General features: G+C 64.0%; 28 protein-coding genes. 6 read left to right on the forward strand and 22 right to left on the reverse strand.

The window, feature by feature from the left end; all coding sequences use genetic code 11:
* Positions 1–5: 5 nt before the first annotated feature.
* The 5 genes from RhoFasB10_RS10720 to RhoFasB10_RS10740 form a co-directional block, all read right to left on the reverse strand.
* Positions 6–419, reverse strand: coding sequence for a MaoC family dehydratase (locus RhoFasB10_RS10720; RefSeq protein ID WP_167676379.1), 414 nt, complete (start codon positions 417–419; stop codon positions 6–8).
* Positions 416–856: a hypothetical protein gene (locus tag RhoFasB10_RS10725; RefSeq protein ID WP_167676380.1), complete on the reverse strand. Its 441-nt coding sequence runs from the start codon at positions 854–856 to the stop codon at positions 416–418. Before RhoFasB10_RS10725 ends, RhoFasB10_RS10720 begins: the two co-directional genes overlap by 4 nt.
* Positions 853–2,409: an AMP-binding protein gene (locus RhoFasB10_RS10730; protein ID WP_167676381.1), complete on the reverse strand. Its 1,557-nt coding sequence runs from the start codon at positions 2,407–2,409 to the stop codon at positions 853–855. The genes RhoFasB10_RS10725 and RhoFasB10_RS10730 overlap by 4 nt, the downstream gene beginning before the upstream one ends.
* Positions 2,410–2,419: 10 nt before the next feature.
* The gene (locus tag RhoFasB10_RS10735; protein WP_068421795.1) at positions 2,420–2,827 is read right to left on the reverse strand and encodes a nuclear transport factor 2 family protein; all 408 of its coding nucleotides are present in this window, start codon (positions 2,825–2,827) and stop codon (positions 2,420–2,422) included.
* Between the two features lie 165 nt (positions 2,828–2,992).
* Positions 2,993–4,144: an acyl-CoA dehydrogenase family protein gene (locus RhoFasB10_RS10740; RefSeq protein ID WP_084423565.1), complete on the reverse strand. Its 1,152-nt coding sequence runs from the start codon at positions 4,142–4,144 to the stop codon at positions 2,993–2,995.
* 73 nt (positions 4,145–4,217) lie between these two features.
* Here RhoFasB10_RS10740 and RhoFasB10_RS10745 point away from each other — a divergent pair, with 73 nt between their 5' ends.
* Positions 4,218–4,982: a glucose 1-dehydrogenase gene (locus RhoFasB10_RS10745; RefSeq protein WP_068421792.1), complete on the forward strand. Its 765-nt coding sequence runs from the start codon at positions 4,218–4,220 to the stop codon at positions 4,980–4,982.
* A 31-nt stretch (positions 4,983–5,013) separates the two neighbouring features.
* Here the strand turns inward: RhoFasB10_RS10745 and RhoFasB10_RS10750 are convergent, their stop codons facing one another.
* Genes RhoFasB10_RS10750 through RhoFasB10_RS10785 form a run of 8 tightly spaced genes read right to left on the reverse strand, consistent with a single transcriptional unit; the run spans position 5,014 to position 12,231 of the window.
* A complete protein-coding gene (locus tag RhoFasB10_RS10750) occupies positions 5,014–5,805 on the reverse strand; it encodes an SDR family NAD(P)-dependent oxidoreductase (RefSeq protein WP_167676382.1) in 792 nt (263 codons plus the stop codon).
* Positions 5,806–5,807: 2 nt separating this feature from the next.
* Positions 5,808–7,193, reverse strand: coding sequence for an MFS transporter (locus tag RhoFasB10_RS10755; RefSeq protein ID WP_240931025.1), 1,386 nt, complete (start codon positions 7,191–7,193; stop codon positions 5,808–5,810).
* Between the two features lie 18 nt (positions 7,194–7,211).
* The gene (locus RhoFasB10_RS10760; protein ID WP_167676383.1) at positions 7,212–7,619 is read right to left on the reverse strand and encodes an OB-fold domain-containing protein; all 408 of its coding nucleotides are present in this window, start codon (positions 7,617–7,619) and stop codon (positions 7,212–7,214) included.
* The gene (locus RhoFasB10_RS10765) at positions 7,616–8,770 is read right to left on the reverse strand and encodes a thiolase family protein (protein WP_167676384.1); all 1,155 of its coding nucleotides are present in this window, start codon (positions 8,768–8,770) and stop codon (positions 7,616–7,618) included. Before RhoFasB10_RS10765 ends, RhoFasB10_RS10760 begins: the two co-directional genes overlap by 4 nt.
* Positions 8,767–9,204, reverse strand: coding sequence for a MaoC/PaaZ C-terminal domain-containing protein (locus RhoFasB10_RS10770; protein ID WP_068421780.1), 438 nt, complete (start codon positions 9,202–9,204; stop codon positions 8,767–8,769). The genes RhoFasB10_RS10765 and RhoFasB10_RS10770 overlap by 4 nt, the downstream gene beginning before the upstream one ends.
* Positions 9,201–9,797, reverse strand: coding sequence for a MaoC family dehydratase N-terminal domain-containing protein (locus tag RhoFasB10_RS10775; RefSeq protein ID WP_068421778.1), 597 nt, complete (start codon positions 9,795–9,797; stop codon positions 9,201–9,203). The genes RhoFasB10_RS10770 and RhoFasB10_RS10775 overlap by 4 nt, the downstream gene beginning before the upstream one ends.
* Entirely contained in the window at positions 9,794–10,993 is a 1,200-nt protein-coding gene (locus RhoFasB10_RS10780) for a CoA transferase (protein WP_254303394.1), read from the reverse strand. Before RhoFasB10_RS10780 ends, RhoFasB10_RS10775 begins: the two co-directional genes overlap by 4 nt.
* The gene (locus RhoFasB10_RS10785) at positions 10,990–12,231 is read right to left on the reverse strand and encodes a CoA transferase (protein WP_068422219.1); all 1,242 of its coding nucleotides are present in this window, start codon (positions 12,229–12,231) and stop codon (positions 10,990–10,992) included. The genes RhoFasB10_RS10780 and RhoFasB10_RS10785 overlap by 4 nt, the downstream gene beginning before the upstream one ends.
* A 166-nt stretch (positions 12,232–12,397) precedes the next feature.
* Between RhoFasB10_RS10785 and RhoFasB10_RS10790 the strand changes: the two genes are divergently transcribed.
* Positions 12,398–12,991: a TetR/AcrR family transcriptional regulator gene (locus RhoFasB10_RS10790; protein ID WP_084423564.1), complete on the forward strand. Its 594-nt coding sequence runs from the start codon at positions 12,398–12,400 to the stop codon at positions 12,989–12,991.
* On the opposite strand, the gene RhoFasB10_RS10795 is transcribed toward RhoFasB10_RS10790, so the two are convergent.
* The 9 genes from RhoFasB10_RS10795 to RhoFasB10_RS10835 are packed head-to-tail and all read right to left on the reverse strand — an operon-like array spanning position 12,981 to position 22,908.
* Entirely contained in the window at positions 12,981–14,183 is a 1,203-nt protein-coding gene (locus RhoFasB10_RS10795; RefSeq protein ID WP_068422216.1) for a CoA transferase, read from the reverse strand. The two genes, RhoFasB10_RS10790 and RhoFasB10_RS10795, sit on opposite strands and share 11 nt — an antisense overlap.
* The gene (locus tag RhoFasB10_RS10800) at positions 14,183–15,655 is read right to left on the reverse strand and encodes an aldehyde dehydrogenase family protein (RefSeq protein ID WP_167676385.1); all 1,473 of its coding nucleotides are present in this window, start codon (positions 15,653–15,655) and stop codon (positions 14,183–14,185) included. Before RhoFasB10_RS10800 ends, RhoFasB10_RS10795 begins: the two co-directional genes overlap by 1 nt.
* Before the next feature lies 1 nt (position 15,656).
* Positions 15,657–16,163 carry a MaoC family dehydratase gene (locus RhoFasB10_RS10805; protein ID WP_068421766.1) on the reverse strand — a complete coding sequence of 169 codons (507 nt, stop codon included), beginning with the start codon at positions 16,161–16,163 and terminating at the stop codon, positions 15,657–15,659.
* Positions 16,164–17,054 carry a CoA ester lyase gene (locus tag RhoFasB10_RS10810; protein ID WP_068421759.1) on the reverse strand — a complete coding sequence of 297 codons (891 nt, stop codon included), beginning with the start codon at positions 17,052–17,054 and terminating at the stop codon, positions 16,164–16,166.
* Between the two features lie 13 nt (positions 17,055–17,067).
* Positions 17,068–18,234, reverse strand: a complete 1,167-nt coding sequence (locus tag RhoFasB10_RS10815) for an acyl-CoA dehydrogenase family protein (RefSeq protein WP_068421758.1) — start codon at positions 18,232–18,234, stop codon at positions 17,068–17,070.
* 15 nt (positions 18,235–18,249) lie between these two features.
* The gene (locus tag RhoFasB10_RS10820; RefSeq protein ID WP_068421756.1) at positions 18,250–19,893 is read right to left on the reverse strand and encodes an AMP-binding protein; all 1,644 of its coding nucleotides are present in this window, start codon (positions 19,891–19,893) and stop codon (positions 18,250–18,252) included.
* On the reverse strand, positions 19,890–20,915 hold the full coding sequence (locus RhoFasB10_RS10825; protein ID WP_068421753.1) for an LLM class flavin-dependent oxidoreductase: 1,026 nt from the start codon (positions 20,913–20,915) through the stop codon (positions 19,890–19,892). The genes RhoFasB10_RS10820 and RhoFasB10_RS10825 overlap by 4 nt, the downstream gene beginning before the upstream one ends.
* 21 nt (positions 20,916–20,936) lie before the next feature.
* Positions 20,937–21,707, reverse strand: coding sequence for an SDR family oxidoreductase (locus RhoFasB10_RS10830; RefSeq protein ID WP_068421750.1), 771 nt, complete (start codon positions 21,705–21,707; stop codon positions 20,937–20,939).
* A 31-nt stretch (positions 21,708–21,738) separates the two neighbouring features.
* Complete coding sequence (locus RhoFasB10_RS10835; protein ID WP_174551353.1) at positions 21,739–22,908, reverse strand: acyl-CoA dehydrogenase family protein; 1,170 nt, start codon at positions 22,906–22,908, stop codon at positions 21,739–21,741.
* Positions 22,909–23,050: 142 nt separating this feature from the next.
* Between RhoFasB10_RS10835 and RhoFasB10_RS10840 the strand changes: the two genes are divergently transcribed.
* The 4 genes from RhoFasB10_RS10840 to RhoFasB10_RS10855 are packed head-to-tail and all read left to right on the forward strand — an operon-like array spanning position 23,051 to position 26,478.
* Positions 23,051–24,205, forward strand: a complete 1,155-nt coding sequence (locus RhoFasB10_RS10840) for a thiolase family protein (protein ID WP_068421744.1) — start codon at positions 23,051–23,053, stop codon at positions 24,203–24,205.
* A gap of 13 nt (positions 24,206–24,218) precedes the next feature.
* Positions 24,219–24,983: an SDR family NAD(P)-dependent oxidoreductase gene (locus RhoFasB10_RS10845; protein WP_068421741.1), complete on the forward strand. Its 765-nt coding sequence runs from the start codon at positions 24,219–24,221 to the stop codon at positions 24,981–24,983.
* Positions 24,980–25,738 carry a crotonase/enoyl-CoA hydratase family protein gene (locus tag RhoFasB10_RS10850; protein WP_068421735.1) on the forward strand — a complete coding sequence of 253 codons (759 nt, stop codon included), beginning with the start codon at positions 24,980–24,982 and terminating at the stop codon, positions 25,736–25,738. Before RhoFasB10_RS10845 ends, RhoFasB10_RS10850 begins: the two co-directional genes overlap by 4 nt.
* Complete coding sequence (locus tag RhoFasB10_RS10855; protein WP_240931026.1) at positions 25,723–26,478, forward strand: SDR family NAD(P)-dependent oxidoreductase; 756 nt, start codon at positions 25,723–25,725, stop codon at positions 26,476–26,478. The genes RhoFasB10_RS10850 and RhoFasB10_RS10855 overlap by 16 nt, the downstream gene beginning before the upstream one ends.
* The last annotated feature ends 22 nt before the right edge of the window (positions 26,479–26,500 follow it).

Below are 26,500 nucleotides of genomic sequence, written 5' to 3' on the forward strand. Positions count from 1 at the left end.
CGTGTTCAAACCTTGCCCAGTCGAACCGTTCCGGTTCCGGTGAGCACCTCGTGTCCGCCGACGACGGTCAACGACAGCGCACATTGCACAGCGAGTCCGTCGTCGACGTCCTCCACGGACGTCACGGTTCCCGACGCCTCCAGCCTGTCCCCGGCGAAGACGTTGCCGAGGAATCGAAAGCGATAGTGCGTGATTCGATCGGTTCCGCCTGCCCACTCCCCCAGCATCGACAGCACGTAGGCCATGTTGCTCGGTCCTTGATTGACTGTTCTCGACCCCATACCGAGCGCTTCGACGGAGGCCACGTCGAAATGGATCGGGTTGGGATCGCGCATCAACGCCGACAGCAGCTTCATCTTCTCGGCGTTCACCGATTCGATCGTCCGTGTCGGAAGCGTCTGTCCTACCGTCGGTTTCATGTCGACGCTCCACGACGGGGAAACACGATCGAGTTGGTCGTACTCGCCGCGACCGTACCGGACTCCTCGACGACGTCCAGGCGATAGCCGACGATGTCGAACACACCCGTCTTCTTTCCCACTTTGCGTGCGGCGGAGACTATCTCGCCCCGCACGGTGTAGGTAGCACCGACCTGCAGCGGACGATGCACTTCGGTGTCCGTCTCGCCGAACATGGGCCCGTCCTCCTCGGTCGCGTCGAACACCGCGAACAACTCGTTCCACGTCCATCCCATCGAGCCGGTTGCGACCAGGAACACGAACGTGGGGTGCGCAGCGCCGTCGCTCGGTGAACACTCCATGGCGTCGAGCACGAGTGCGACCCACCACTTCTCCAACGTCCGCACCCCTCCCGGCATCCGTGTGCCGACGAGACCGGTCAGTTCGTCCTCGGTCATACGGTCCGGCCCGCAGCCTCCCAGTAGGGTGCGCGTAGATCGCGCTTCATGATCTTCCCTGTCGGCGCCTTGGGCAGAGCCGACACGAAGTCCACGGACCGAGGCTTCTGGTACGACGCCAGGTTCTTCTTCGCGACATCGATGATGTCCTGCTCGGAGGCAGTCGTTCCGGGCTTGAGCACGACCACGGCCTTGACCGCTTCGCCCCATTCGTCGTCCGGAATGCCGATGACCGCGCATTCGAGCACCGACGGATGAGCGCCGATCGCCTCCTCGACCTGCACACTGAAGATGTTCTCGCCGCCCGAGATGATCATGTCCTTGGCGCGGTCGACGATGTAGATGTATCGGTCCTCGTCCCACGTCGCGATGTCACCGGTCCACATCCAGCCGTCTCGCAACGTGTCCTTCGTCAACTCCGGACGGTTCAGGTATCCGATCATGTTCGATTCGGACCGAACGACGATCTCACCCGGCGTCCTGCCGTCGCGCGGAACTTCGTCACCGAACGCGTCGACCACTCGAATGGTCGTGACGAAACCCTCACGCCCGCAGGATTTCAGCCGATGAACATCGTGCCCCTTGACCGCCGCGAGGTGATCCTCCTGCGACAGGAAGGACATCGTCGTGCCCTCCGTCTGACCGTATCCCTGAATCAGCGTGCAGGGGAACGATTCCAGAGCAGACCGGACGATGGTCGACGGCATCGGTCCTCCGCCGTACTGGATATTGCGCAGACTCGACAGGTCGTAGGAGGCGAAGTTCGGTACCGCCATCATCCAGTTCAGCATCGTCGTGATCCCGAGAAATGCCGAGACCTTCTCGGACTCGATGATCTCCAGCGCTTGCTGCGCCTCGAAATTGACCAGCACGACCGGGCATCCGTGCTTCATGTAGTTCATCGAGAGCACGACGGGAATGTGGTACATCTGCCCGGTCAGCATGTAGACGTCGGTGGGGACGACGCGTTCTGCGACAGTCTGGTTCAGCATTCCGTTGGCCGCGCTGGTGTGGGTGTGAATCGCGCCCTTGGATTCACCCGTCGTACCACCGGTGTAGAGGATGAAGAAGGGATCGTCGCCGCCGATCGACGGTGTCCAGACAGGCTCCTCGGCGCTCGATCGTGCCAGGAGTTCGTCGTAGGAGCCGTCGGAACCGGGTCCGAATTCGAGCCAGTGGTCGACGTCGACCGTCCTCTGCATGTCATTTCTGACCTCGGACCATTCCGACGAAGTGATGATCACCCTGGGTCGAGCGTCCGCGATCAATCCGATGATCTGCTTCGTACCCAGGCGCCAATTCAGCGGCTGCAGAACAAGTCCCGCTCGGCCCACCGCGAAGTAGAGTTCCTGGAACTCGACGCTGTTGCGCGTGAGCACCGCGACGCGATCGCCTTTGTCCAGCCCCAACCCTCGCAGACCGTTGGCGAGCCGGCGCACGCGCTCGTCGAGCTCGGAGAACGTGATTCGTCGGTCGTTCGGAACGTCGAAGACAGCCTGCTTGTTCGGCGTCAGCGCCGCCCACTTGGCCGGTATGAGTCCTTGATTGAGCACGTCGTCTACCTCAGTACGGGAGGTCGAGGGCGATGTGCCGCTTGGAAATCAGCCACGTACCGTCCACCTCGGTGAACTCGTCCTCGTACTTGCCGCACGACAGAACGGTCAGGGCTCCGTCGGCGACCGAGACGATCGACAGGTAGGACACGACTTTCGCGTGTTCGGCATCGAGGTCGTCGATCAGGATATTGGTCGTCAGGTGCCGCCGCTGGTCGGACTGCGCATGCGCCGACCCGTTCATCAACTCCATGATGGCGTCGATTCCCTCGAACGGGCCGATGGGATCTCCGTCGGCGATCTTCATGGACAACACCGCGTCCTTGGTGAAGGACGCCTCGATCATCTCGGGATGATGATCGTCGTACCCCAGCGCATAGCGGCTGAGGGTGTTCTCGATTCCAGGGCGGGACGTCATGACAGGCTCCTCGCTACGTGATGGTTGTCACATCAAGGCCAATCATATTCATCAATTCCGTTGCGTCAAGGGCGATTTCGGCCACGGGCTGCCCATGTCAGGGCACGACGACACCGCCCACGGTGGATCACACGTGGGCGGTGTGAGAGCTACGCAGTAGCCGACCTACAGAACGTCTCCCTTGACGAGTTGCTTCGCCAGCGAATCGAGAATGACCTCGGTGGATCCTTCGTAGATGCGCATCGGGCGCGCTTCTCGGTACAGCCTTTCGATGACGCTTCCCCGCGTGATGCCGTAGCGGCCCATCACCTGCACGGCCCGATCCACCACACGGCCCGCGACTTCCGTTGCCGCGACCTTGGCCATCGACGACAGGTGCAGATTGGCACGTGCGTCGCGCGCCGACGCGGCAGCGGCCCGGTAGGTCAACGACCTGGCCATCTCGATGTCCGTCCAGCACAACGCCAGATGCTCGGGCACCGAGCCGAGACGAGAAAGACTGACACCGAACTGTTCTCGCGCGTTCGCGTGACGTAGCGCCTCTTTCAGGGCAGCCTCCGCCAGCCCGACCGCAGCGCCGGCGACCGACACACGGAACGTGGCAAGAGTAGCCAGGACGAGCGAGAAGCCCTTGCCCGGCTGACCGATTCGATGATCGAGCGGTACCCGAACATCGTTCAGGACGACGTCGGACAACACGTGCGGTGCGATGATCTGATGAGGGCGCTCGGTAGTGACGCCCGGAGCGTCTGCGGGAATCAGGACCAGCGAGTAACCGTCACCCTCCCGCCCGAGGATGCTGTAGAAGTCGGCGTCGCCGCCGTTGGTGATGAACGATTTGTGCCCGTTGACCACGAGCTGCCCGTCGACTTCCTCGATCGACGTCGTCAACGCCTTCAGATCGGAACCGACGTGTGGTTCCGTGAGCCCCAGCGCGGCGATCGCGTCGAGGTTCGCGACCTTGGGTAGCCAGTACTCCTGCATGGCGGGTGTTCCGCCGACCGCAAGCCCGTAGCTGCCGATCCCCTGCATCGCGAACAGCGAGTCCAGGTGCGCACACTCCGCAGCGAGCCGCTCGCGTACCACCGTGACCGCCAGCGAGTCGACCGCCTCGAACCGTCCCCCGAACGCCTTCGGCACCGTCACTCCGGCGAGCCCGGTCGCCTGCAGCCGTTTCCGCACGTCGACATCGATGCTGTCCGACTCGTCCGCCCGATCGGCGATGTCACGGACGGATTCGGCAAGTGCCCGTGCTTCAGCCTGTAGTTCGACATACTTACTCGGTAGGTCGAACAGTTTCTGTTCCGATTCCGACACAGCGCCTCCATTCATGTATCTATGATTACCATACTCATCAATTGCAGTCCGTGGTCCGAATCAGGAGAAATACATGCCCGAGTACGACGCCCCCGCCCAATTCGACCTCAGCGGACGCGTAGCGCTGATCACGGGCGGAAGCCGTGGTCTCGGTAAGGCAATGGCCTTCGGTCTTGCACAGGCAGGTGCGGACGTGATCATCGCGAGTCGGGATCTCGAATCCTGCCAGCTCGCCGCGAAAGAGATCTCGCAGTCGACGGGCAGGCGTGCCTTACCGATTGCGGCCCACGTCGGGAAATGGGACGCACTCGACGACCTCGTCGACGCGTCGTACGAGCACTTCGGGAAGGTGGATGTGCTGATCAACAACGCTGGTATGTCGCCGCTCTACGACTCCGTGGACACCATCTCCGAGACTCTGTTCGACAAGGTCCTCGGGGTGAATCTGAAGGGACCGTTCAGGTTGGCCGCACTGGTGGGAACGCGGATGGCCCAGGGCAACGGCGGCTCGATCATCAACATCTCGAGCGCAGCGTCGACGAAGCCCAGGCCGGATGTCCTCCCCTACGCCGCTGCCAAGGCCGGACTGAACGCGATCACCGTGGGGCTGGCGAAGACGTTCGGTCCGTCGGTGAGGACCAATGCCATCATGGCGGGCACCTTCCTCACCGACGTCTCGAACGCGTGGGACATGGACGCGTTCGCCAAGCGTGCCGAGACATTCGCGGCCAAGCGCGGCGGTGATCCGAACGAAATCGTCGGCGCTGCACTGTATCTCGCCAGCGACGCGTCCAGCTACACGACCGGTTCGATCATCACCGTCGACGGCGGAATGTAAGCGAAACGCCTGTACCCTCGACGGCGGCCGATCAGGCCCGCAGACCCCGCCACGCCATGGTCCCGCCGTCGACGGGGACATTGGCGCCCGTGATGAACGACGCGGCGTCCGACCCGAGGAAGCACGCCACCCGCGCGGCCTCGACCGGATCGCCCAACCGCGGGATCAGGTGCGCCCCACTCATGTTCCGTTCCTGTTCGATCGGGTCGGCGGCTGCGTCGATGTGCCGCTGCGACATCGACGTTCTGAAGCTACCCGGGCTGAAACTGTTGCACCGGACCTCGTTCGCCAGGTTGATCGCCGTGACCTTGGTCAACTGGATCACCGCTGCCTTGCTGACCGAATAGGCAGCAGTCCGGTACCCCATCATGCCGGAGACGGACGCCGCGTTGACGATCGACGGCCCTCGATCGGACGTACGAAGCTGCGGCGCAGCATATTTCGTCGCGAGCCACATGGACCTGACGTTGATCGTCATGACGGCGTCCCAGACGTCCTCGGCGAGGTCCACGACATTCGCTCGATCCGCGTGCACGAAGCCCGTGTCGATGACGCCGACATTGTTCACGAGCGTGTCGAGCCCACCCGCCGCGGCGACCGCGTCGTCGATCATGGACCGGACCTGGTCGCTCTCGGACACGTCGACACGAAGTACGACGCTCTTGGCCCCCGCTGCCGCAACGAGAGCTTCGGTCTCGGCCAACAGTTCTGCCGAGATGTCCGCGACGACGACGGTCTCGGCTCCCTGTGCAGCCGCCTCCACCGCGATGGCCCGTCCGATTCCCGAGCCACCGCCGGTGACGAGAACCCTCTTGTCCTGCATGCTCAGCCTTCCTTCACGAAGGGCGGGTGCCCCGAAATCGATTCGGCCACAGCGGTCGTCGGCGCACTCTCGCCGCGAGTGTGCTTCCACAGCAGATACGTGGCAACAGCGCCGACCGCCATCGGTACAGCAGAGAAGTAGTACAGAGTCTGCGGCGCGAACACGGCCAACGCGTAACCCACGGCGATCGGAGCGGATATGGAGAACAGACGACCGATCCCGAGCATCCACCCGATCGCCGTCGAACGCACCCCGACCGGGTACAGGAACGGCACGACGGCTGCGGCCGCGGTGATCGCGATGTACGTGAACAGGCCGACGGCGACGGTCAACGCGATTGCGATGCCCGGGTGACCGAACAGCGATGCGAACGCGAGGATCGCGACCGCAGCGATGGCCATGGACGTCCACAACAGACGGCCGGCCGAGATCTTCAGCGTCCAGGCGCCGAAGACGAGGGCGCCGACCAGTCCGCCGAAGCTGAGGATCAGTCCGGCGGTCGTGCCCAGGTCCGCGCTACCGCTGGACTCCTTGACCAATTGGGGTGTCCACGTGTTGGCGAAATAGAACGCGGACATCAAGCAGGAGTACATCACCCAGGTGAGCAATGTCCGGTAGTACGTTCCGCCGGCGAACAGACCGCGCACCGACGCGTTGTTCTCGACGACCGGAGCCAGCGCAGGCCGGGCATTCGGGTCGATCGTGGGGTTGTTCAGCTTCGCGACGAACGACCGAATTCGAGCGTCGGCTTCAGGGGTGTTCCTGTTGATCAGGAAGTCCACCGACTCCGGGATCATGGCGACCGTGACGACGACGGCGCCCGCCGTGATGATCGCACCGAAGACGAACATGACCTGCCACGCACCGTCGAATGCAGCCACGAGCAGCGCGCCGATACCACCGCCGACGAGGCTACCGAGAGGAAAGCCGATCGAATAAACACCCATGATGGTGTTTCTGCGCTTTTCCGACGACATCTCCTGGACGAGAACGATCAGGCTGGCGGCCATACCGCCGATACCGATTCCGGTGACGAAGCGGGCGGCGATGAGGGCTTCCACATTCGGAGACATCGCCGACGCGACCAATCCGGCGAGGTTGATCACCAAGCCCCAGAGGATGAGACGCCGTCGCCCGATCCTGTCGGCGAGAGGGGCGAGGAATATCGATCCCACCGCCATGCCTGCCAGGCCTGCACTGAGCAGGTAGCCCTTCTCGGCGTTGCCGTCGAAGAATCCGTCGGGCAGATGTGGGAGAACGAAGCCCATCACGAACACGTCGAACCCGTCGATGGTGATGACGAGCAGACAGGCTGCGAGCACTTTGTACTGATATCGGGAGATCGGCGACTTCTTGATCGCGGTCAGAACGTCCATCTTGGGTTCCATTCCGAAAAGGGTGTGGGTTCAGTCGAGCACGAAAACGGGCACGAACTCGTGCTCGTCGGCTGCGCCGGATTTGTGAAATTCGGCGTGGACGGACGCGCCGGTCGTGACGTCGGAGTCGGCGACGAGGCGGGTCCACCACCAGGGGCCCTCGTCGAGTTCGACGACGGCGAGCACATGTTGTGGGACGACCTCTCGTTCGGCGTTGCGGCCGTACACGGTCGTCCAGGAGATGACTCGTCCGCGGCCACTGGCGGGTACCCAGCGGTAGTCGGATTCGTCGGTTACTGCAGTCTGCGGCGTGAAAAGCTCTCCGGTGGAGATCTTCTCGCGGAGGAGAAATTGCCCGCGAGCGGTTCCGTCGAAGAAGTCCGCCGTCTGCGCGTCTCGGCGTACCGCGGTCAGCGGGATCGACAGCATTGCAGTCATCGGCCTGCTCCCAACAGAAGAGTCGAGTGGTGATCGAGTACGCCGCCGTTACCGGACACGAGCGCGGTGTCGTGCTTGTCGACCTGACGCGCACCGGCTTGACCCCGAAGTTGAATGATCGCCTCGGACAACGGCGTCATTCCCCACATGTAGTACGAGGACAACTGTCCACCGCCGGTGTTGACCTTGAGCGAGCCGTCGGGACCGAGAACGCCCGGTGTCGACACGAACTCCCCGCCTGCACCCTTGGCGCAGAAGCCGTAGTCCTCGAGCGAGATCATCAGCGTGTAGGTGTAGCAGTCGTAGAGCTCGACCACATCGATGTCGGGCGGCGTCAGACCCGCTCGAGCAAAGGCCTTTGGCCCCGATTGTGCTGCGCCGCTGACCAATCCGAAGTCTTCGTTCCTACGCATGAAGTGACCCGGATGGCATTGCGCCGATGCCAGGATGTCCACGGGCGGCTGAGCAAGATCCCGCGCGCGTTCCCCACTGGTGACGATGACCGCAACACCACCGTTGGAAACCAGGCAGCAGTCGAGCAGGTGAAACGGCGAACTGATCATCCGAGATTCCTGATGGTCGGCGAGCGTGATCGGATCACGCATCTGCGCCAGCGGATTCAGGGCGGCCCACGCGCGCTGCGCCACGGCAACGGAACCGAGCTGCTCGGAGGTGGTCCCGTAGGTCTGCATGTGTCGGTTGGCGGCGAGTGCGTACAGCGAGTTGGCGCTGTTGACACCGGTCGAACCGAGAATTCCTTCCCACCCGACTCCACTGGAATTCGCCTGGGCGTACGACGCACCCGTCGACACGCGCTCCTTGAGCGGCGCGTCGGCGAACACGCAGGCGACAGTAGTTGCCTGCCCTGCTTCGATTGCGAGAGCGGCGAATTGGACCATGGCGCCCGCGGTCGAACCATACGACTGCATGACCGACAGCAGCGCGAGGTCCGTGAGTCCCAACTCCTGCGCGAGCGGAAGGCCGAGCTCGTCGGTGACACCACCGCTGATCAGCAGACCGTCGATCTCGTTCAGTTCGATGCTCGCGTCGGCAGCAGCTCTGCGCACCGCGTCGGCGCCGAAGTTGGTTGCCGTCTTCCCGTAGATTCTGCCCATCTCGGTGATGCCGAGACCGGCAATGGACGCCGTCATACGCGTACTTCCTGCAGTGGCAGTTCGACTTCGATCGTGCCGGGACCGACGGTCACGACACCCGAGTTACGACTCACCAACTCGACGGTGACGACGCCCTTGTCGCCACGAAGCTCCTTGGCGACGACGGTTCCGTGCACGGTGGTCGTCGTCCCCACCAGGTTGAACTTCTTCATCGAAAATCCCTTGACCGAACCGATCACTGCGCGATCGCCTGCCCAGTCCCGCACCGCGCGCTCCCACATCCCCATCAGGAACAGGACGTTCGCGTACGCTTCGGGCGCGCCGGACGCCTTCGCGTATTCGGAGTTGTGGTGAATGGAGTTGAAGTCGCGGTTCGATCCCGCGGCCATCACCAGTCGATACATCGACAGTGGGTACTCGGGCACCGGCAACTGCTCACCTTCGGTGACGTCGTCGAAATATGTCGTCATCTGTCTTCCTCGCTCACTGGGTTGTAGGCGTACACGACATTGCGGACTCGGGCGACGACGTCGCCGCGGTCGCTGACGATGTCGTTCTCCCACGAGAGAAATGCACCGCGTCCCAACGATGTCTGCTTGGGGCTGCACGAGATCAGACGCCGCCCCCGGTTGCCGAGTCGCTCGCCGAGAACGACGGGACGCACGAAATCGAGTTCCATGCTCGCCGTGAGAAATCCGCTCGTCGTGGGTCCCGGATAGGGGTCCTCGTTGTTGATCGGACTACGAGTCGGCTGAGCGTCGCGCGCCTCGTCGCCGTAGAGCGTCTCCTCGCCCGGGTTTCGCATCGCGGCGATCGCCCACGACAGAAGACCCGTCGCCGGGGCGATGACGCCCTCGAAACCCGCTGCGCGAGCCGCGTTCTCGTCGTGGTGGATCGGACTGTCGATCTCGAGCGGTTCGAGGTATCGGCGGACGGTACCCGATTCCACCGGGTCACCGCCCCAGCGGATACTGCCGTCCGAGAAGTCTTCGCCGACGCGGTCGACGAGTTCGTCCCACTCCGCCACCCACGACGGACGGGTATCCGTCAATTCTGCGGTCATGCCAGTGCCCCTTCGTTTTTCAGTGCGTCGATTCGTTCGGCCGAGAAGCCGAGGATGTCGCGCAATACGTAATCGTTGTCCTGGCCGCACACCGGCGCGGCACGGTCGACACTCAGCGGTGTGTCGCCGAGCTGGTACCGCGGACCCTCGACGGTGACCCTCCCGTGCAGAGGATGATTCAGTTCCACGAGGTGACCACGGTGACGAAGCTGCGGATCCTCACAGAAAGCCCGGCTGTCGGCCGACACGTGGGCTGCGATACCCACGCGCTGCAGCAGGTCTTCGAGATCCTGCGCTCGGTGACGCGCGGTCCAGTCGGCGACGAGGTCGTCGACCTCGTCGGCGCGGTCGATTCTGTCACCGGCAGCGCCGAACTCGTCGATCGCGTCCGGAACATTCATGATCGTGGCCAACATGCGCCACTGGTCGTCGTCGCCTGCGGTGATCGCGATGAAACGATTGTCCGCACACGGATACACCCCGTTCGGGGAGAGTGCGGGGTCGGAGTTCCCACGACGCTCGACCACATCGCCCTCCGCGAAATACTTGGCCAGGTAGGGAGATTGGAGATACGCGCCTGCTTCGACCTGTGAGATGTCGATGTAGGTTCCGACGCCGGTCTGTTGACGTCTCAACAGTGCCGCGAGAAGTGCCGCGAGCCCGAAACGTGGTGCGAGATAGTCGGTGTACGGCCCGAAGGGTCCGACGGGGAGTCGATCCGCCCATCCCACCACGGATTGGAACCCGGACAGCGCTGCGCCGACGTTTCCGTACCCGGCGAGTCCGCTGTAGGGACCGTCCTGACCGTTGATGGAACTGCTGACCATGATCAGACCCGGGTTGGTCTCGCGCAGCGTCTCGTACTCGAGCCCCCACTTCTTCATTCGACCCGGCGCGTAGGACTCGAGGACGACGTCGGCCCAGTTCGCGAGCGATCGTGCGACCTCACGCGCCTCGGGCACCCGAAGGTCCAGTGAGACACCGAGTTTGCCCGCGTTGACGTTTCCGTACAGCGCAGAGTTCTCGTGTCCCGCGATGCCGTTCTCGAACGGAGGCATCAGACGGGCCGTCTCGACCTTGGTCCCCGACTCCACTCGAACGACCGTCGCCCCTGCGTCGGCGAGCGCCCGCCCGACCAGCGGCCCTGCTACGACCCACGACATGTCGAGAACCTTGACCCCGTCCAGCGGCTTCACGACGCGTTCTCCATCGCCCGGTCGCCGACCCACTCGCCGAGTACTTCGTCGGTGTGCTGGCCGAGCGTCGGGGCCGCCGTGCGCACCGACAGTGTTTCCCCGGTGATCTTCGCGAACGCGCCTGGCAGTCGGATCTGCCGGCCGGCGGCGTCGGACACCGTCGAGTAGAACCCGCGTGCGCCGAGCTGAGGACTGGACACGACGTCGCCGGTGTCGTAGACCGGCACGCACAGAAGCCGGCGCTCCCGCGCAGCCTCGAGAACCTCGTTCTTGGTCTTGCCTGCCAGGAAACGGGCGACAGCACTGCGGGCCTCGTCCAGCCGAGTGCTGTCGAATTCCCCGCGAGCCGCCATCTCCGGCACCGTCCGCCAATCGATCGCGGCGTACTCTGCGTACTCCTCGTTCTCTGCCGCCATCCATTCGAAGAACGCCGTCGTGAACGCACCGGACGCCGGCCCGACGGAGAGGTGGAACTCGATCAACCCGTCGACGCAGATCCATTTCTTCTTCGCCGGATCCGTACCGGACCCACTGCCGGACTGGTCCATCTTCTTCGCGGGGCCGTCGACGAGCTTCTCCCACTCGGGCGCCACATCGCCTGCGGTATGGGCCAGAACCCTACCGAGAGTGGCGGTTCCGAGACACGCCTGCGCAGACACGTCGACGTGCTGGCCCCGGCCGGAACGCTCACGAGCCAGCAACGCGAACAGGGCGCCGTCTGCTGCATCGGCAGCCGCGTGCAGAAACGCCTGGGGAATAGAGATACGAACCGGAGGACGATCGCCCTCTCGGTGCGGATCGAGCGGGCCACCCGCCGCCCACACGGCAAGATCGCTCGCGGCGTACCGTGCTTTCGGGCCTGTCGAACCGAACGCCGAAATCGAGACGTAGATCAGCCGCGGGTGTCGAACGTGCAGCTTGTCGAAGCCGAGCCCGAGCGACTCCATTCCGCCCGGGCCCGCGGACTCGATGACGACGTCCGCCTGCGCGATCAGGTCGTCGAGATGCGCGCGCGATTGCGCGTCGTCGAAGTCCACCGCGATGCCGCGTTTGTTCGCGGCGTACGTATCCCAGAAGTAGGACCCGTGCGCACCCATCGGTTCCGCGGTACGAGCTGAACTGCCGGTGACGGGTTCCACCTGCACGACGTCCGCGCCCAGATCCGCGAGGATCCGGCCTGCGAGCAAGCCACGATCATCGGTGAAGTCGAGCACGCGGTATCGCTGCAACAGCGCCATTGCGCCCACCAATCATGAAGAGGGAGAACGCCTTCCCGATTCATCGGAAGGCGGAACGTTTCTGAACGTTCTTCGTCCGTAAATGAGAACGTACACTCAGTCCAGGCCTGAATCAATGGTTTCGAGTGGTTCAGCTCACAAAATGTTCGAGCGACAGGAGACGGCAGTGTCGGACAATTCCAAGACGGGTCGCCCCCGCGACCCGGACCTGGAACGACGCGTGTTCGACGCTGCAGTCGACATCTTCGGAACCCGGGGATGGGCCAAGTTCTCCATCGAGACCGTTGCCAGGCAGGCATCCGTCGGCAAGGCGTCGATCTACCTTCGATGGCCCAACAAGACCACCTTGCTGCAGGACGCCATCGAGGACCGCATTGCCGTGGTAGCCACGCAGGACTCGGGAGACATCCGTACCGATCTCCTGGAGCTCGCCCGCCACACCATGGGTCTGTATCTCGGAAGCGCCGGTCGAGCCATCTTTCGCATGGCGATCGAGGGCAACACCATTCCCGGCGTCACCGACAAGTTCGCCGAGTTCCGGGATTCGCAGACCCTCGCCGCTCGCGACATGGTCCGCAGGGCCATCGCACGCGGAGAACTGCCCGCCGACACCTCGGTCACGCTGCTCCTCGAAACACTGCTCGGAGCGATCATTCTCCACACGCTCAGCACCCCGAAGTCGTTGGACGACGAAGTGCGGGCGCACTCCGAGGAGTACGCCCGCACGTTGGTCGACCACGTTCTCGGATCTATGCGCTGACGATCCCGCGACGCGCGAGTGCGCCGAGTTCGTCTGCGGTCAAGTCGAGTTCGCCCGTCAGGATCTCGGCAGTATGCTCGCCGATCCCGGGAACGCCGTCGTACACCGGGCCGTCGTAGCCCTTCATGTGCAGGACCGGCCCCGGCATCAGAACCTTGCCGAGGACGTCGTTACCGGTGATCTCCACCAGAGTCCGCTCGAGGAAGTGCGGGTCCTCTACGACATCGGACGCATCGTTGACCGGGGCGCTGACCACCTCGAACTTCTCGAGAGTGCTCAGTACCTCGGCTCTCGGCATCGTCCTGCACCAGTCGATCACCATCTTCTGAACGTCGTCGTTGTTGCGTAGGCGATCCGCGTTGGTCGCGTAGCGCGGATCCTCGATCACCTCGGCCTTCCCCATCGCGGCGAACAGCCGCTTGGCAATGGCCTGGTTCGACGCGGCAATGGACAGAAACTTGCCGTCGGCGGCCTCGTAGATTCCGCGCGGTGATGCCGCGCCGGTCGAGTTGCCGATTCGCTGCTGTATCTCTCCCGTCGCCGTGTACTTGAGAAACATGTCACCGACGATGAACATCAGCGGCTCGTACAGAGCTACGTCGACTTCCTCACCGACACCGGTCTTCTCGCGCTTGAACAGCGCCATTGCCACGCCCATCGCTGCGGCGAGGCCTGCGATCGAATCCGCGAAACCGAACGGCGGCGACGTCGGCGGGGATTCGGGCCATCCGTTGACGTTCGCGAAACCGCTCGCCGTCTCCGCAACCGTGCCGAATCCCGGCAAGAGCCGGTTGGGTCCGGTCTGGCCGAAGCCCGAAACCCGTGCCATCACCAAGCCCGGATTGTTTCGGCGCAGCTCGTCGAACCCGAGCCCCCATGCCTCGAGCCGGCCGGGACGGAACGACTCGATCACGACGTCGGCACCCGCGATCAGCTTCTCGACCAGCGCGCGCCCCTCTGCGTCACGGAGATCGATTCCGACGGAACGCTTCCCGGCATTGAGTCGTGAAAACCCGAGCGAGAGCCCCTCCTTCTGCGGAACCCATTGCCGCGCATAGTCGCCCGACGTCGGGTCTTCGACCTTGACGACGTCGGCCCCGAAATCGCGGAGCATGCGTCCCGCAGTCGGTGCCGCGTACATCGTGCCGAGTTCGACGACCTTCACCCCTGCCAGAGGTCCGGTGGCACCCATCAAATCCTCCACTGAATGTGCTTGACCTCTAGGTATTCCTTCATTCCCCATTCGCCCAGTTCACGGCCGACACCGGACCGTCCGTACCCACCGAACGGGGCGTCCGGACGCATCGCGCCGCCGCCGTTGATCCACACGGTGCCCGCACGCACTTGCTCGGCAACGCGCCGCGCCTCGATCGGGTCGTCGCACCACACGTTGGCGGCGAGTCCGTAGGCCGTGTCGTTTGCCAGCCGAATGGCTTCTTCGGTGTCCTTGAAGGGCACGATGACGGCCACCGGGCCGAAGATCTCCTGCTGTACTGCCCGAGCACTGTGCGGAAGGTCGCCCAGCAGAACAGGATTGACGAACCACCCCTTCTCGGGCAACGGCTTGGTGACCTCGAGCAGCTTCCTGCCACCGTCGTCGATCGCGCCGTCGACGAAACCGTTGACGCGAGCCTGGTGATCGGGACGAATCATCGGGCCGATGTTGGTGGCCGGATCCCATGGATCGCCGACGACCATCTGATCGAACGCCGACGCGCCCGCCTCGAGGAACTGGTCGTACACGCTGTCGTGCACGAGGAGCCGGGCCAGAGCCGCGCATCCCTGGCCTCCGTTACGTGCCCAGCGGAGATGCATCTCGACGGCGATCTTCTCGACGTCCACGCCTTCGAGGACGATGCTCGGCGACTTGCCCCCGAGTTCGAGCGTCACCCCCGCGAGGTTCGCTGCTGCCTGTTCCATGATCTTCGCGCCGACGCCGTCGGAGCCGGTGAAGGACACGCGATCGACGCCAGGATGCGACGAGAGCTGTTGCCCCACATCGGCGCCACCGACGATGACGTTCATGACGCCGGGCGGCAGCCCTGCTTCCTTGATCAGGTCTCCCAGGAAGAGGGTGGTCAGCGGAGTGCGCGGCGACGGCAGCAGCACCACGGTGCATCCCGCGGCGAGCGCGGCGCCGAACTTGAAGATCGCCAGATTGAGCGGGTAGTTGTACCCGGTGATGGCGGCGACGACTCCCACCGGCTGGTGAACGACGTCGCTCATCGTCGGGACCGGCTTGTCGTACTCGCCGAGATGGATCGTACGGTCGGTCTTCGCTGCCTCCGCTGCCCACCGAAGATGTTCGTCGACAGCCATTTTCACCTGCAGGTACCACGCCAGAGAGACCGGGCAGCCGACTTCGTTGACGATCGAGGGCAACAGGCGGTCGGCGGCCTTCTCGAGTACGTCGGCGAAGCGATGCAGATACTTCGACCGCTCGGCGCCGCTCAATGCAGCCCACGCCGGAAACGCTTTCCGTGCCGCGGCGACCGCAGCGTCGACCTGGCTGCTCGACGCTCCCCCGACCGTCGCGAGAACGTCCTCGGTGGCCGGGTTGTACACATCCCATGTCTCGCCCTGCGGCGACGCGTCGGTGTCCCCGATCAACAGAGTGCGCGTGCTCGGAACCCAATCCTGTTGTACCTCTGCCACTGCGGTCATCTCACGCACCTTCCTTCTGCAGGTCTTGCCCTGACAGGTCGTTCCTGCCGGCTCCGCTTCCCGGAAGCTTGGCCATGAGGCCGACGCGTTCGAGGAGGCAGACGAGCTCGTCTCGTTGATTGAATCCCTTGTGCTCGAACCAGACGATGCCCGAGTCGTCGCGACTCTTGGACTCGCGCTTGTCGAGGATGGTCGTCTCGGCCCGCAGTGTGTCACCGTGGAACACCGGGTTCGGGAACTTGACCTTGTCGTAGCCGAGGTTGCCGAGCGTCGTACCCATCGTCAGCTCGGGCACGTGGAACGCGCCGATCAGCGCCACGGTGAAGAGACTGTTGAAGACCCGCTGTCCGTGAATGGTCCCCTTGCAGAACTCGGCGTCGAGATGCAACGGCTGGATGTTCATCGTCAAGGACGTGAACATGACGTTGTCCATTTCGGTCACGGTTCGTGTCATTGCATGCTTGTAGTGCTTGCCGACTTCGAACTCTTCGAAATACAGTCCTCTCACTTACTTCTCGCCTCTTCTCGTGATGGCTTCGGCGCGCTCCAACCACTGGACGGCCTTTTCGTAGTGCGCCTTGTCGATGTGCAGTCCGCGATACCGCAGGGCGCCGGTCCCCTGCGCCTCCGCCTTCTCGTACGCCTCCGCCATGCCGCGGTAGAACTCGATGTCCTGCTGCGTCGGGCTGAAGACCTCGTTGACCGTCTCGACGTGCGACGGGTGGATCGCGATCATGCCGCGGAAACCGAGCTGCCGACCCCTCGTCGCGAAAGCTCGTAGACCATCGAGGTTTTCGAGGTCCTCCCACAGTCCGGTGAGCGCATGAATCCCGGCCTCGCGGCAGGCGAGCAGAACACGGCTGCGTAGGTACAGCGTCTCCAGTCCTTCGGCGGTCCATTCGTATCCGACCTCGCGAGCGATGTCGGCGTGTTCGGCCGACGGCCCGATCATCGCGCCGACGCGGGGTGACGCAGTCGCGACCTCCAGGCAGTTGTGGATCGCCTTCACCGTTTCGACCGGAACGATGTACTCGAGTCCGTCGACGCCGTTGCGCGCCTCGAAATGATCGAGCAAGGCATCGTATTGCAGGACGTCGACGGCTTTTTCGATCTTCGGTGCGAACACTCCCGTCAACCCGGGTACGACGACCGACTCCAGGTCGGCTCCCGCCAGACGGGTGGCCAGGGGGTTCACGCGAACGAACAATCCGACGTCCGAGTTCGTTTCCCTGACGCGTCGGATCGAGTCCGCGACGACGGCGCGAGCGGATTCCTTCTCGGCGGCGGGAACCGAATCCTCCAGATCGAGTACGACACAGTCCGCCCCGGACGCAACTGCTTTGTCCACCCATCGTGGACGATGGCCGGGAACGAACAGAATGGAGCGGTACGGCTGCATGTCAGCTGTCCTCTCAGTAGCTACGGGGAAGGCCGAGAACGTGTTCGGCGGTGTAGTTGAGAACCATCTCCTGGGAGATCGGCGCGATCCGCATCAGCCGTGACTCGCGGAAGTACCGTTCCACGTGGAACTCCTTGCCGAAGCCGAACCCACCGTGAACCTGCAGGGCCGCATCGGCGGCGAAGAATCCCGCTTCGGCGCACAAGTACTTCGCGGCGTTGGCTTCTCGTCCACACGGCAGACCGGCGTCGACCATCCAGGCAGCCTTGTCGACGACCGCGGTCGCGGCATCGAGCTTGATACGTGCCTCGGCGAGCTGGAATGCGATGCCCTGGTTCTTGCCGATCGGCCGGCCGAACACTTCGCGTTCCTTCGCATACTGCGTGCCGCGACGCAACGCGGCTTCCCCGATACCGAGCGCCGCGTTGGCGGAGATGACGCGTTCGGCGTTGAGCCCGCCCAGGATGGTGCGGAAACCGTGGCCGACCTCGCCGACCACGTCGTCGTCCGCGACGAAAAGTTCGTCGATGAACAACTCGTTCGTATCGACGGCGTTGCGTCCCATCTTAGGGATGGGACGAATCTGCACCTTGCTGCGATCCATGTCGGCGAACAGCAAAGTCATTCCGGCAGTGCGCTTGTCGCCGTCGGCTCGCGGGCTGGTGCGGCACAGCAGCAGCATCTTCTCTGCTTCCTGCGCCTTCGTGATCCACACTTTCTTCCCGGAGACGAGGAAACCGCCGTCGACCTTCTTCGCGAATGTCTTGATATTGGTGGTGTCGGTTCCCGCGTCGGGTTCGGTGACCGCGAACGACGTGTGCAGTTCTCCGGTGACGACGCGCGGCAGGTATTTCTTCTTCATCGCCTCGCTGCCGTGGTGGATGATCGGCTCGAATCCGAAGATCCCGATGTGCACTGCGCTGCATCCACCCATACCTGCGCCCGACGCCGAGATCTCGCGTTCGACGATCGCCGCCTCGGTCACGCCGAGACCACCACCGCCGTACTCCTCGGGAACGGTCAGCCCGAGCCAACCGCCCTCTGCGACAGCGTTGTAGAACTCCCAGGGGAATTCGTGACTCTCGTCGTGCTCCATCCAGTACTCGTCGGGGAACGCCTTGCACAGTGTCTTGACCGCTTGACGAATGTCGTCGTGCGTCGAGTTGCTCGAAAAGTCCATCGACTTGCTCCTGCTCTAGGCGACCGGCACCGCAGTGCGATCGAACGTATCCGCGGTGACGCCTTCGTCGCGGAGAACCGCCTTACGCACTTTCTCCGACGGCGTCTTGGGCAGCGCGTCGAGGAACCGGACGTAGCGCGGCGTCGCGAACGCTGGAATCCGTCCTTCGCACCACTCGAGAATGGCTGCGGGATCGGCATTCTCGCTGAGCACGACCGCGGCGAGCACCTCGTCCTCACCTGCTTCTACGTCGGCGGGAACGCCGATGACGGCGCATTCCACCACTGCCGGATGTCCGAGAACCGCCTGCTCGACCTCGTAGGAACTGATGTTCTCACCGCGTCGGCGCAGCGCATCCTTGTACCGGTCGACGAAGTAGAACCACCCGTCCTCGTCCCGACGCAACGCATCTCCCGTGTGGAACCACAGGTTCCGCCATGCTTCGAGCGTCTTTTCCGGCATCCCGTAGTAGCCCATGCTGCAAGTCCACGGCTGTACCGGGCGCACGACGAGTTCGCCGACCTCCCCGACCGGGACCTCGCGATCGGTTTCCGGGTCGACGAGCCTGATGTCGAACCAGTCCGACGCCACCTTGCCTGCCGCACCGGGCGGAATCTTCTCGCCGTACGGCGTCAGGATCGGGGCGCACGTCTCGGTCAGCCCGAACGCGTTGACGAACGCCTCGATACCGTAGCGCTCCTTGAACTGTTCGACGACCGTGTCGGCGATCGGCGCCGCGTACACCGCGCGGAGCTTGTTGTCGCGGTCGTTGTCGCGGGGTGCTTGCTTCCACGCGAAGTCCATCATCACACCGACGAAATTGGTGACCGTGACGCCCGAGTCGCGCACCATGTCGATCCACCGGCTCGCACTGAATTTCGGATGCACCACCGCGCTCGCTCCTGCGACGAGTGCCGGGTAGACGGCCATGAACTGGGCATTGCCGTGGAAGAGCGGTGTCGTCGTCATGTAGCGATCGGCGGGTGTCAGCCGGGTCAGCGACACGACTTCCTGAGCGAAGAAGTACAGCTGCGAATGCGGCATGGCCACACCCTTGGACGGGCCGGTCGTGCCCGAGGTGAAGAAGATGGCACCCAGATCCTGCGCCCGCGGTGCAGGCACCGAGACCGCAGTGCCGTTCTCCAGCTCGTCCCACTTCTCGGCCTGCCAGCCGTTCTCGCGCAACAGCGCGACCGCCTTGTCCGCCGTGCCGGTATCGATGACCCAGAACTTCTCGATGCCACGGCAGTGATCGGCGATCGCGACGAAACGCTCGGCGAACGTGTCGTCCACGACGGCCCACCGTGCCCCGACGGTGACGATCTGGTGGCGAAGGAACTCACCCTCGTAGTTGGTGTTGATCGGAACCTCGACCGTGCCGCCGACGGCAGCGGCGAACCAACTACGCACCAAGCGTGAGGAATTCATCGCCATGATGACCACGCGGTCACCTTGCAGGGCTCCGGCGGCGTGCCACGAACCGGCGATGCGTTCGGCGGCGTCGAGGATCTCGGCGTAGGTGAACTCGAGGCCCTCGTCCGGCGTCACCAGAAACGTCGCGTCCGGAGTCGCGGCCGCGTGCGTGCGCAGAACGTGATCGAGCGTCCACGTCTGCGGGTCGGCGAAATTCGGATGCAGATCCCGGTAGGTCGCGTTCACGAGAAGTCCCGGAAGGGTTCGAGAGCCAACATCGACGGAACGACGTCCTTGCCGAGCCGCTCGATGGCGGCGATGGTCTCGTCCCCGTCCATCGTCGGCCACTGCGGACGTAGCAGCAGTGGGTCGACTGGGAGCGTGGTCACCAGGTCCGTGAGCTTCCCGACGACGTCGTCCGCAGTTCCGACGATGACGTGATCGGAGACCGACTCGGCGAACTGGTTCGCAAGGTCGCGGCCGGCCATGACGTCGAGACCCTTTGCGGCGTAGGTCAGATAACGACCTTGGGCGACGCGCGCGTATTCGACCATCGCCTCTTCCTTGCTGTTCGCAACGAGCACGTTGCGACGGAGCGGCTGCGATCCGAATTCCTTGCCGCGGGCCTCGAAGAGCTCTTTCACGACGCGATAGCGCTCGATCACCTCGTGCTTCGGCGTTTCGGGTGGCACAGCGTAGCCGTCGCCGTACTTGCCTGCGCGGCGCACGCCTCCCATTGCGTGCGCGCCGATCCAGATCGGAACGTGCGGCTGCTGCACGGGATGGATGTGCGGCTTGACCCCGTCGAGCTGGAAGTACTTGCCCTCGAACGAGACCTCGTCCTGGGTCCAGAGCTGCTTCATGATCTGCAGGGACTCGTCGAACCTGCCTGCGCGCTCCCTGTAGGGAATCTGCAGATAGTCGAATTCCTCAGGCCGGTAACCCAATCCGGCGCCGAAGATCAGACGCCCCTCGGTCACGACGTCGAGGGTCGCGATCTCTTCAGCCAGGAGAACCGGGTTGTAGAGAGGTGCGATCATGATCTGAGTGACGAGCTTCGTGGTCGGCGCGACGTGCGCGGCGAGACGAGCGAGCAGCGGAACCGGCTGCAGCCAGCGAAGATCGCCGTACAGGAAGTGCTGGCCGATCGCGATGTAGTTGAAACCGTTCTCCTCCGCCGCCGCGACGATCCGGAGAATGTCGTTGAACTGCCTCGACGGTGACACCGACTTGGGAACGTCGCTGAGCAGTAGGCCGACCTGAACCATGAAAAGCCCTTTCCTTCTGTGCTATTGAGCGGTGAGGCCGCCGTCGACGGGGATGGTGACGCCGGTGATGTAGCTGGCGTCGTCACTGTTCAGAAACGCGATGACCGACGCGATCTCTTCGGGCTCGGCGCCGCGGCCGAGCGGGATGGTGGCGACGAAGTCCGCAGTCAACGCCGAGACGTCGGCACCGGGCTCGCGTCCGAAGAACTGGGCGAGCATGGGCGTCTTGACCTGCCCCGGGCAGATGACGTTGACACGGATGCCGTCCTTGGCACCGTTGAGGGCGAGAGCACGACCGAACGGGACGAGCGCACCCTTGGTCATCGAGTAGATCGGGCTGAACGGAGAACCGATCAACGCCGACGTCGAGGAGGTCAACGTGACCGATCCCTTGCCGCCTGCCTTCTTCAGCAACTCGAACCCGAGCGTCGTGGAGTAGTACGCACTCTTGACGTTGACGTCGATGTTCTTCTGCCACGCATCGTCGCCCACCTCGAGACCGCCGGGTCCCGGCATACCTACTTGCGCGTGCAACGCGTGCAGGACGCCCTTCTCCTCCTCGATCCGGGCGAACAACGCGCGGAGATCGTCGTTGTTCGTCGCGTCGACGGTGACCGCTGCGGCACGTCCACCCTCTGATTCGATCTCGGCGGCGACTTTCGACGCGGACTCCTCGCTGAGGTCGGTGACGTAGACGAACGCGCCTTCGGAGGCGAGTCGGTGACTGATCGCACGGCCCATTCCCGAACCGCCGCCGATGACCGCTGCGATGCGGCCTTCGTAACGCTGCATTGTTGTACTCCTTCTCAAGTTACTCGTCTATTCAAGCGCGTTGATCGAACGACCGTCCCAGTAATTCGGAAACTATTCGGGTCCGCTGCATCGTCGGCGTACCGCCGGCGAGTGCCCACCCGTGCGCGTCGCGGTGCATGCGCTCGATGCCGAACTCCTCGGTGTAGCCGTTGCCGCCGTGCAGCTGCATCGCGAGATCGGTGACTTTCTTCGCCATCTCGTTGGCAGTGCACTTGGCGAGCGACACGTGCAGCGAGTTGGGCAACTCTTCACCGTCGGTCACCGACGCCGCAGCCCGCTGCAACAGCAGCCGCGCGGCCTCGACCTGAAGCGTCATGTCGGCGATGGTCATCTGGACGGCCTGGAACTCGATGAGCGGCTTGCCGAACTGCATCCGCTCCTGGACGTAGCGGATCGACTGATCGAGGGCAGCTTGTCCCAGCGCGAGACTCATCGTCGAATTGCCGAGGCGCTCGATGGAGAACGCCGTGAAGAGCGTTCGGAATCCACCCGGCCGCACGACGATGTTGGACGCGGGCACCACGACGTCGTCGAAGTAGATGTCTGCGGATGGGATGCCTCGAAAGCCCATGAGCTTCTCCCGAGCTCCGAAACTGACACCTTCGCGATTCGCCTCGACGAGAACCGCGCCGATGCCTTTCGCACCCGGCGCGTCGTTCAACCTCGAATAGACGAGGTAGACGTCGGCTTCGGAACCGTTGGAGATCCACCGCTTGTTTCCGCTGACGCGGACCGTGTCACCGTCTAGCGTTGCCTTGGTGGTCAAGTCCGTCGCTGCCGAGCCTGCGTCCGGTTCGGAAATCGCAACGGCCATCGTGATGTCGCCGGCAATGATTCCGGGCAGGAAGCGCTCGCGCTGCTCTTCCGTGCCGATGCGGGCGACAACCTGGGCAGGTCCCGTGTTGGCCTCGAAGATCTGGAAGGCGGCCGGCCGGCAGTGGTAGGCGAACTCCTCGATCACGTTCAGTGCCAGCTGAAGTGGCGCCCCTCCCCCTCCGAATCGCTCGGGGAGGGCAATGCCCAGCAACCCCAACGACCCGAGGAACCGACGCTCTTCGAGCGGAAATGCCGTTCGGTCCGCGTCCCACTGTGCCGCTTTGGGCGCATACCGCTCGCGGGCGATCTTGGCGGCCACTTCTCTGATGGCGCGTTCGTCGTCCGTAAGAGTGCTGGCAGACATGTCCACCCCTTTCATGCTCATGATTATACTAATCTGGTGTGACCCACGGTACAAGATTCACACCGTCGGGCACTAGGTTCATGCTAAACATAATCATCAATCTCTCGAAGAGTTTCCAGAAACCTGCTTCAGGAGGGTTTTCATGACTCGAGCAGTCATCGTCGATGCCGTTCGATCACCGATGGGCAAGGGAAAGTCGGGCGGGGGCCTGTCGCACCTGCATCCCGCAGATCTGCTGGGCCAGGTGCTGCGGCACCTGGTCGATCGATCCCAGCTCGACGCCGGACTCGTCGACGACGTCGTCATCGGCTGCGTCGGCGGCAACGGCGAGCAGGCAGGCACGCCCGGGCGTCAGGCAGTCCTGTCCGCAGGGTTCCCGGTGCACGTCCCGTCCGTGACTGTCGAGCGAAAGTGCGGGTCAGGCCAGCAGGCAGTCGATTTCGCCGTCCAGGGGGTGATCGCAGGCGCGTACGAGATCGCGATCGCAGGTGGTGTCGAGTCGATGAGTCGGGTGCCGATGGGAAGTGCCTACGGCGACGCGGACCCCTTCGGCGAAGGCGTCCGCAATCGTTTCCCGACGCTCGTTCCCCAGGGAATTTCGGCCGAGCTCGTCGCCCGAAAATGGGCTCTCTCGAGGTCGGAACTCGACGACTACTCGGCGCGCTCGCACGAGCGGGCGTCCGCTGTCGACTTCTCGGGTGAGATCGTGCCGGTCGGCGGACTCGACGCCGACGAGACCATCCGAACGGGTACGACGACCGAGAAGCTGAGCGGGCTCAAGGCAGTGTTCGGAACCGACGAACGACGTGCACAGTTCCCGGATCTCGAGTGGACGGTGACCGCGGGCAATGCGTCTCAGATCACCGACGGTGCGGCGGCGCTGCTGGTCATGAGCGAGGATCGTGCGAAGGAACTGGGCCTGCGTCCACGCGCGAGGATCGTCGCGTCGGCCGTCGTCGGCGATGACCCGCTGTTGATGTTGACCGGTCCGATTCCTGCCACCGAGAAGGTGCTGAAGAAAGCCGGACTCACCCTCGCCGACATCGATACGTTCGAGGTCAACGAGGCATTCGCCTCGGTGCCGCTGGCATGGGCGAAAGAACTCGGCGTGTCGGAGGACGTCCTCAATCCCGTCGGTGGCGCGATCGCGCTCGGTCATCCACTGGGTGCGTCCGGGGCGCGGATCATGACCACCATGATCAACCACCTCGAACGCACCGGCGGACGCTACGGACTGCAGACCATGTGCGAAGCGGGCGGCATGGCAAACGCCACCATCATCGAAATTCCGAGATAAGGAGCCAGAATTCATGGATCTCAGCAACTCGTCCGCCGTCGTCACGGGCGGCGCGTCCGGCCTCGGGCTCGCGACGGTCAAACGGCTCACGGCCGCCGGAGTGCACACCGTCATCGTCGACCTCCCACAGTCCGCGGGTAAGGACGTCGCGCAGGAACTCGGCGACCTCGTGCAATTCGGTCCCGCCGACGTGGCCGATCCCGACGCCGTGGACGCGGCCCTCGACCTCGCCGAGGCGCGGGCGCCACTGCGGTCCGTGATCCACTGCGCCGGACGCGGGGGTACGGTGCGCGTCGTCGAGAAGGACGGAAGCCCAGGCTCGCTGGAGCTGTATACCTCACTGATCCAGACCAACCTGATCGGAAGCTTCAACGTCCTGCGCCTCGGCGCTGCGCGCATGGTGCGCAACGAGCCGGTCGACGGCGAACGAGGCGTCGTGATCATGACGGCCTCCGTGGCCGCATGGGAAGGCCAGATCGGTCAGATCCCGTACGCGTCGGCCAAAGCAGGCGTCGTGGGCATGACGCTCGTCGCGGCCCGGGATCTCGCCCGAAAACTGGTACGCGTCAACAGCATTGCTCCCGGCATCTTCGACACCCCGATCCTGTCACGGTTCTCGCAGGACATTCGCGACGGTCTGGCCGCTCAGATTCCGCACCCGGCACGGCTCGGCGATGCAGACGAGTACGCGAAACTTGCGCTGCACATCGTGGACAACGCGATGATCAACGGTGAGGTCATCCGTCTCGACGGCGCGATCCGAATGGCACCGCGATGACCGTGAAGATCGAGCAGATCGACGGTGTTCAGGTCGTGACCATCGCGCGCCCGGAGGTGCGCAACGCGATCGACACCGCCACGGCGCGGAGCATCGCCGACGCGATGGACGAGCTCGACGAACGTGACGACCTCGTCGCAGGCGTCATCGCCGGAGAAGGTAAGAGCTTCTGCACCGGTATGGACCTGAAAGCCTTTCTCGCAGGGGAGAAACCGTCGATACCGGGACGCGGTTTCGCCGGTCTGGCCGAGACTCCTCCTGCCAAACCGCTCATCGCCGCAGTCGAAGGACACGCCGTAGCAGGCGGTTTCGAGATCGTGCTCGCCTGCGATCTCGTCGTGGCGTCGGAGACCGCGGTGTTCGGACTGCCCGAAGTCAAGCGCGGACTACTCGCCGGCGGCGGCGGATTGCTGAGGCTCCCACAGCGGGTTCCACGTGCTCTCGCCGTGGAATGGTGCCTCACAGGCGATTTCATCAGCGCCCAGCAAGCAACCGACGCCGGACTCGTCAACAGACTGACCCCTGCCGGTGAAGCGTTGTCCACCGCGCTGGAACTGGCCAGGAAGATCGCGAAGAACGGGCCGCTTGCAGTCCGCGCGACCAAGGAGATCATCACCAAGGCACGCGACTGGTCGAACGACGAGCAATTCGCCGAGATGTGGAAGATCTACGAGCCCGTCCGCTCGTCGGAGGATGCCCGCGAAGGTGCGACGGCATTCAAGGAGAAGCGGCCACCCGTATGGAAGGGCCGGTGATGTCGGTCGCCATCGTCACGGGCGCCGCGAGCGGCATCGGCCGTGCCGTCGCTCTCGAACTGGCACGCGGTGGTACCCGAGTGCTGGCGGTGGACATCGATCTGTCGGGCGCCGAGGAGACCGCATCGCTGGCGGCGGGCACGGTGGTGCCGCATCGGGCGGACGTGTCGAAGCCGGACGAGGTGGAAGGTTACGTCCGAGCGGCACTGAGCTCGCTGGGCACGCCGGACAAGTTCTTCAACAATGCCGGGATCGCCGGTGCCAATCGCACGATAGTCGACATGTCCGTCGACGAGTGGTCGTCCACGCTCGCGATCAACTTGAACAGTATGTTCTACGGCCTGAAGTACGTTCTGCCACACATGATCGACGCGGGACGCGGCCAGGTGGTCAACACCGGTTCGATCGCCAGCCTTCAGGGCGCACCGAAACGGGGAGATTACGTCGCGTCCAAGCACGCGACGCTCGGCCTCACGCGGACAGCGGCCGCAGAAGTGCGACAGTTCGGGATCGCGGTCAACTGCATCTGCCCAGGGTCGACCGACACCCCCATCATCGGGAAGTTTCGGGCGTTGCTCGCCCGCGACGGGCAACCGATCCCCGCACAGGGCGTCGGCGGCCGCGGCATGGCGAGCGCCGACGAAATCGCACGCACCGCAGCGTTCCTGCTTCGCGACGACGTCCCCTTCCTGACCGGAACCATGCTCTCGGTCGACGGGGGCGCGTCGGGCCAGTATTGAACGGTCGCCCGATTCGTCCATT

It is taken from the genome of Rhodococcus sp. B10 (assembly GCF_011770055.1).
GTDB lineage: Bacteria > Actinomycetota > Actinomycetes > Mycobacteriales > Mycobacteriaceae > Rhodococcoides > Rhodococcoides kyotonensis_B.

What these genes read in the sequence shown, in the direction of transcription:
- RhoFasB10_RS10720 (WP_167676379.1), bottom strand. Translation starts at nt 419, where the DNA reads ATGAAACCGACGGTAGGACAGACGCTTCCGACACGGACGATCGAATCG.
- RhoFasB10_RS10725 (WP_167676380.1), bottom strand. Translation starts at nt 856, where the DNA reads ATGACCGAGGACGAACTGACCGGTCTCGTCGGCACACGGATGCCGGGA.
- RhoFasB10_RS10735 (WP_068421795.1), bottom strand. Translation starts at nt 2,827, where the DNA reads ATGACGTCCCGCCCTGGAATCGAGAACACCCTCAGCCGCTATGCGCTG.
- RhoFasB10_RS10745 (WP_068421792.1), top strand. Translation starts at nt 4,218, where the DNA reads ATGCCCGAGTACGACGCCCCCGCCCAATTCGACCTCAGCGGACGCGTA.
- RhoFasB10_RS10750 (WP_167676382.1), bottom strand. Translation starts at nt 5,805, where the DNA reads ATGCAGGACAAGAGGGTTCTCGTCACCGGCGGTGGCTCGGGAATCGGA.
- RhoFasB10_RS10755 (WP_240931025.1), bottom strand. Translation starts at nt 7,193, where the DNA reads ATGGAACCCAAGATGGACGTTCTGACCGCGATCAAGAAGTCGCCGATC.
- RhoFasB10_RS10760 (WP_167676383.1), bottom strand. Translation starts at nt 7,619, where the DNA reads ATGACTGCAATGCTGTCGATCCCGCTGACCGCGGTACGCCGAGACGCG.
- RhoFasB10_RS10765 (WP_167676384.1), bottom strand. Translation starts at nt 8,770, where the DNA reads ATGACGGCGTCCATTGCCGGTCTCGGCATCACCGAGATGGGCAGAATC.
- RhoFasB10_RS10770 (WP_068421780.1), bottom strand. Translation starts at nt 9,204, where the DNA reads ATGACGACATATTTCGACGACGTCACCGAAGGTGAGCAGTTGCCGGTG.
- RhoFasB10_RS10775 (WP_068421778.1), bottom strand. Translation starts at nt 9,797, where the DNA reads ATGACCGCAGAATTGACGGATACCCGTCCGTCGTGGGTGGCGGAGTGG.
- RhoFasB10_RS10785 (WP_068422219.1), bottom strand. Translation starts at nt 12,231, where the DNA reads ATGGCGCTGTTGCAGCGATACCGCGTGCTCGACTTCACCGATGATCGT.
- RhoFasB10_RS10795 (WP_068422216.1), bottom strand. Translation starts at nt 14,183, where the DNA reads ATGGGTGCCACCGGACCTCTGGCAGGGGTGAAGGTCGTCGAACTCGGC.
- RhoFasB10_RS10800 (WP_167676385.1), bottom strand. Translation starts at nt 15,655, where the DNA reads ATGACCGCAGTGGCAGAGGTACAACAGGATTGGGTTCCGAGCACGCGC.
- RhoFasB10_RS10810 (WP_068421759.1), bottom strand. Translation starts at nt 17,054, where the DNA reads ATGCAGCCGTACCGCTCCATTCTGTTCGTTCCCGGCCATCGTCCACGA.
- RhoFasB10_RS10815 (WP_068421758.1), bottom strand. Translation starts at nt 18,234, where the DNA reads ATGGACTTTTCGAGCAACTCGACGCACGACGACATTCGTCAAGCGGTC.
- RhoFasB10_RS10825 (WP_068421753.1), bottom strand. Translation starts at nt 20,915, where the DNA reads ATGGTTCAGGTCGGCCTACTGCTCAGCGACGTTCCCAAGTCGGTGTCA.
- RhoFasB10_RS10830 (WP_068421750.1), bottom strand. Translation starts at nt 21,707, where the DNA reads ATGCAGCGTTACGAAGGCCGCATCGCAGCGGTCATCGGCGGCGGTTCG.
- RhoFasB10_RS10835 (WP_174551353.1), bottom strand. Translation starts at nt 22,908, where the DNA reads ATGTCTGCCAGCACTCTTACGGACGACGAACGCGCCATCAGAGAAGTG.
- RhoFasB10_RS10840 (WP_068421744.1), top strand. Translation starts at nt 23,051, where the DNA reads ATGACTCGAGCAGTCATCGTCGATGCCGTTCGATCACCGATGGGCAAG.
- RhoFasB10_RS10845 (WP_068421741.1), top strand. Translation starts at nt 24,219, where the DNA reads ATGGATCTCAGCAACTCGTCCGCCGTCGTCACGGGCGGCGCGTCCGGC.
- RhoFasB10_RS10850 (WP_068421735.1), top strand. Translation starts at nt 24,980, where the DNA reads ATGACCGTGAAGATCGAGCAGATCGACGGTGTTCAGGTCGTGACCATC.
- RhoFasB10_RS10855 (WP_240931026.1), top strand. Translation starts at nt 25,723, where the DNA reads ATGGAAGGGCCGGTGATGTCGGTCGCCATCGTCACGGGCGCCGCGAGC.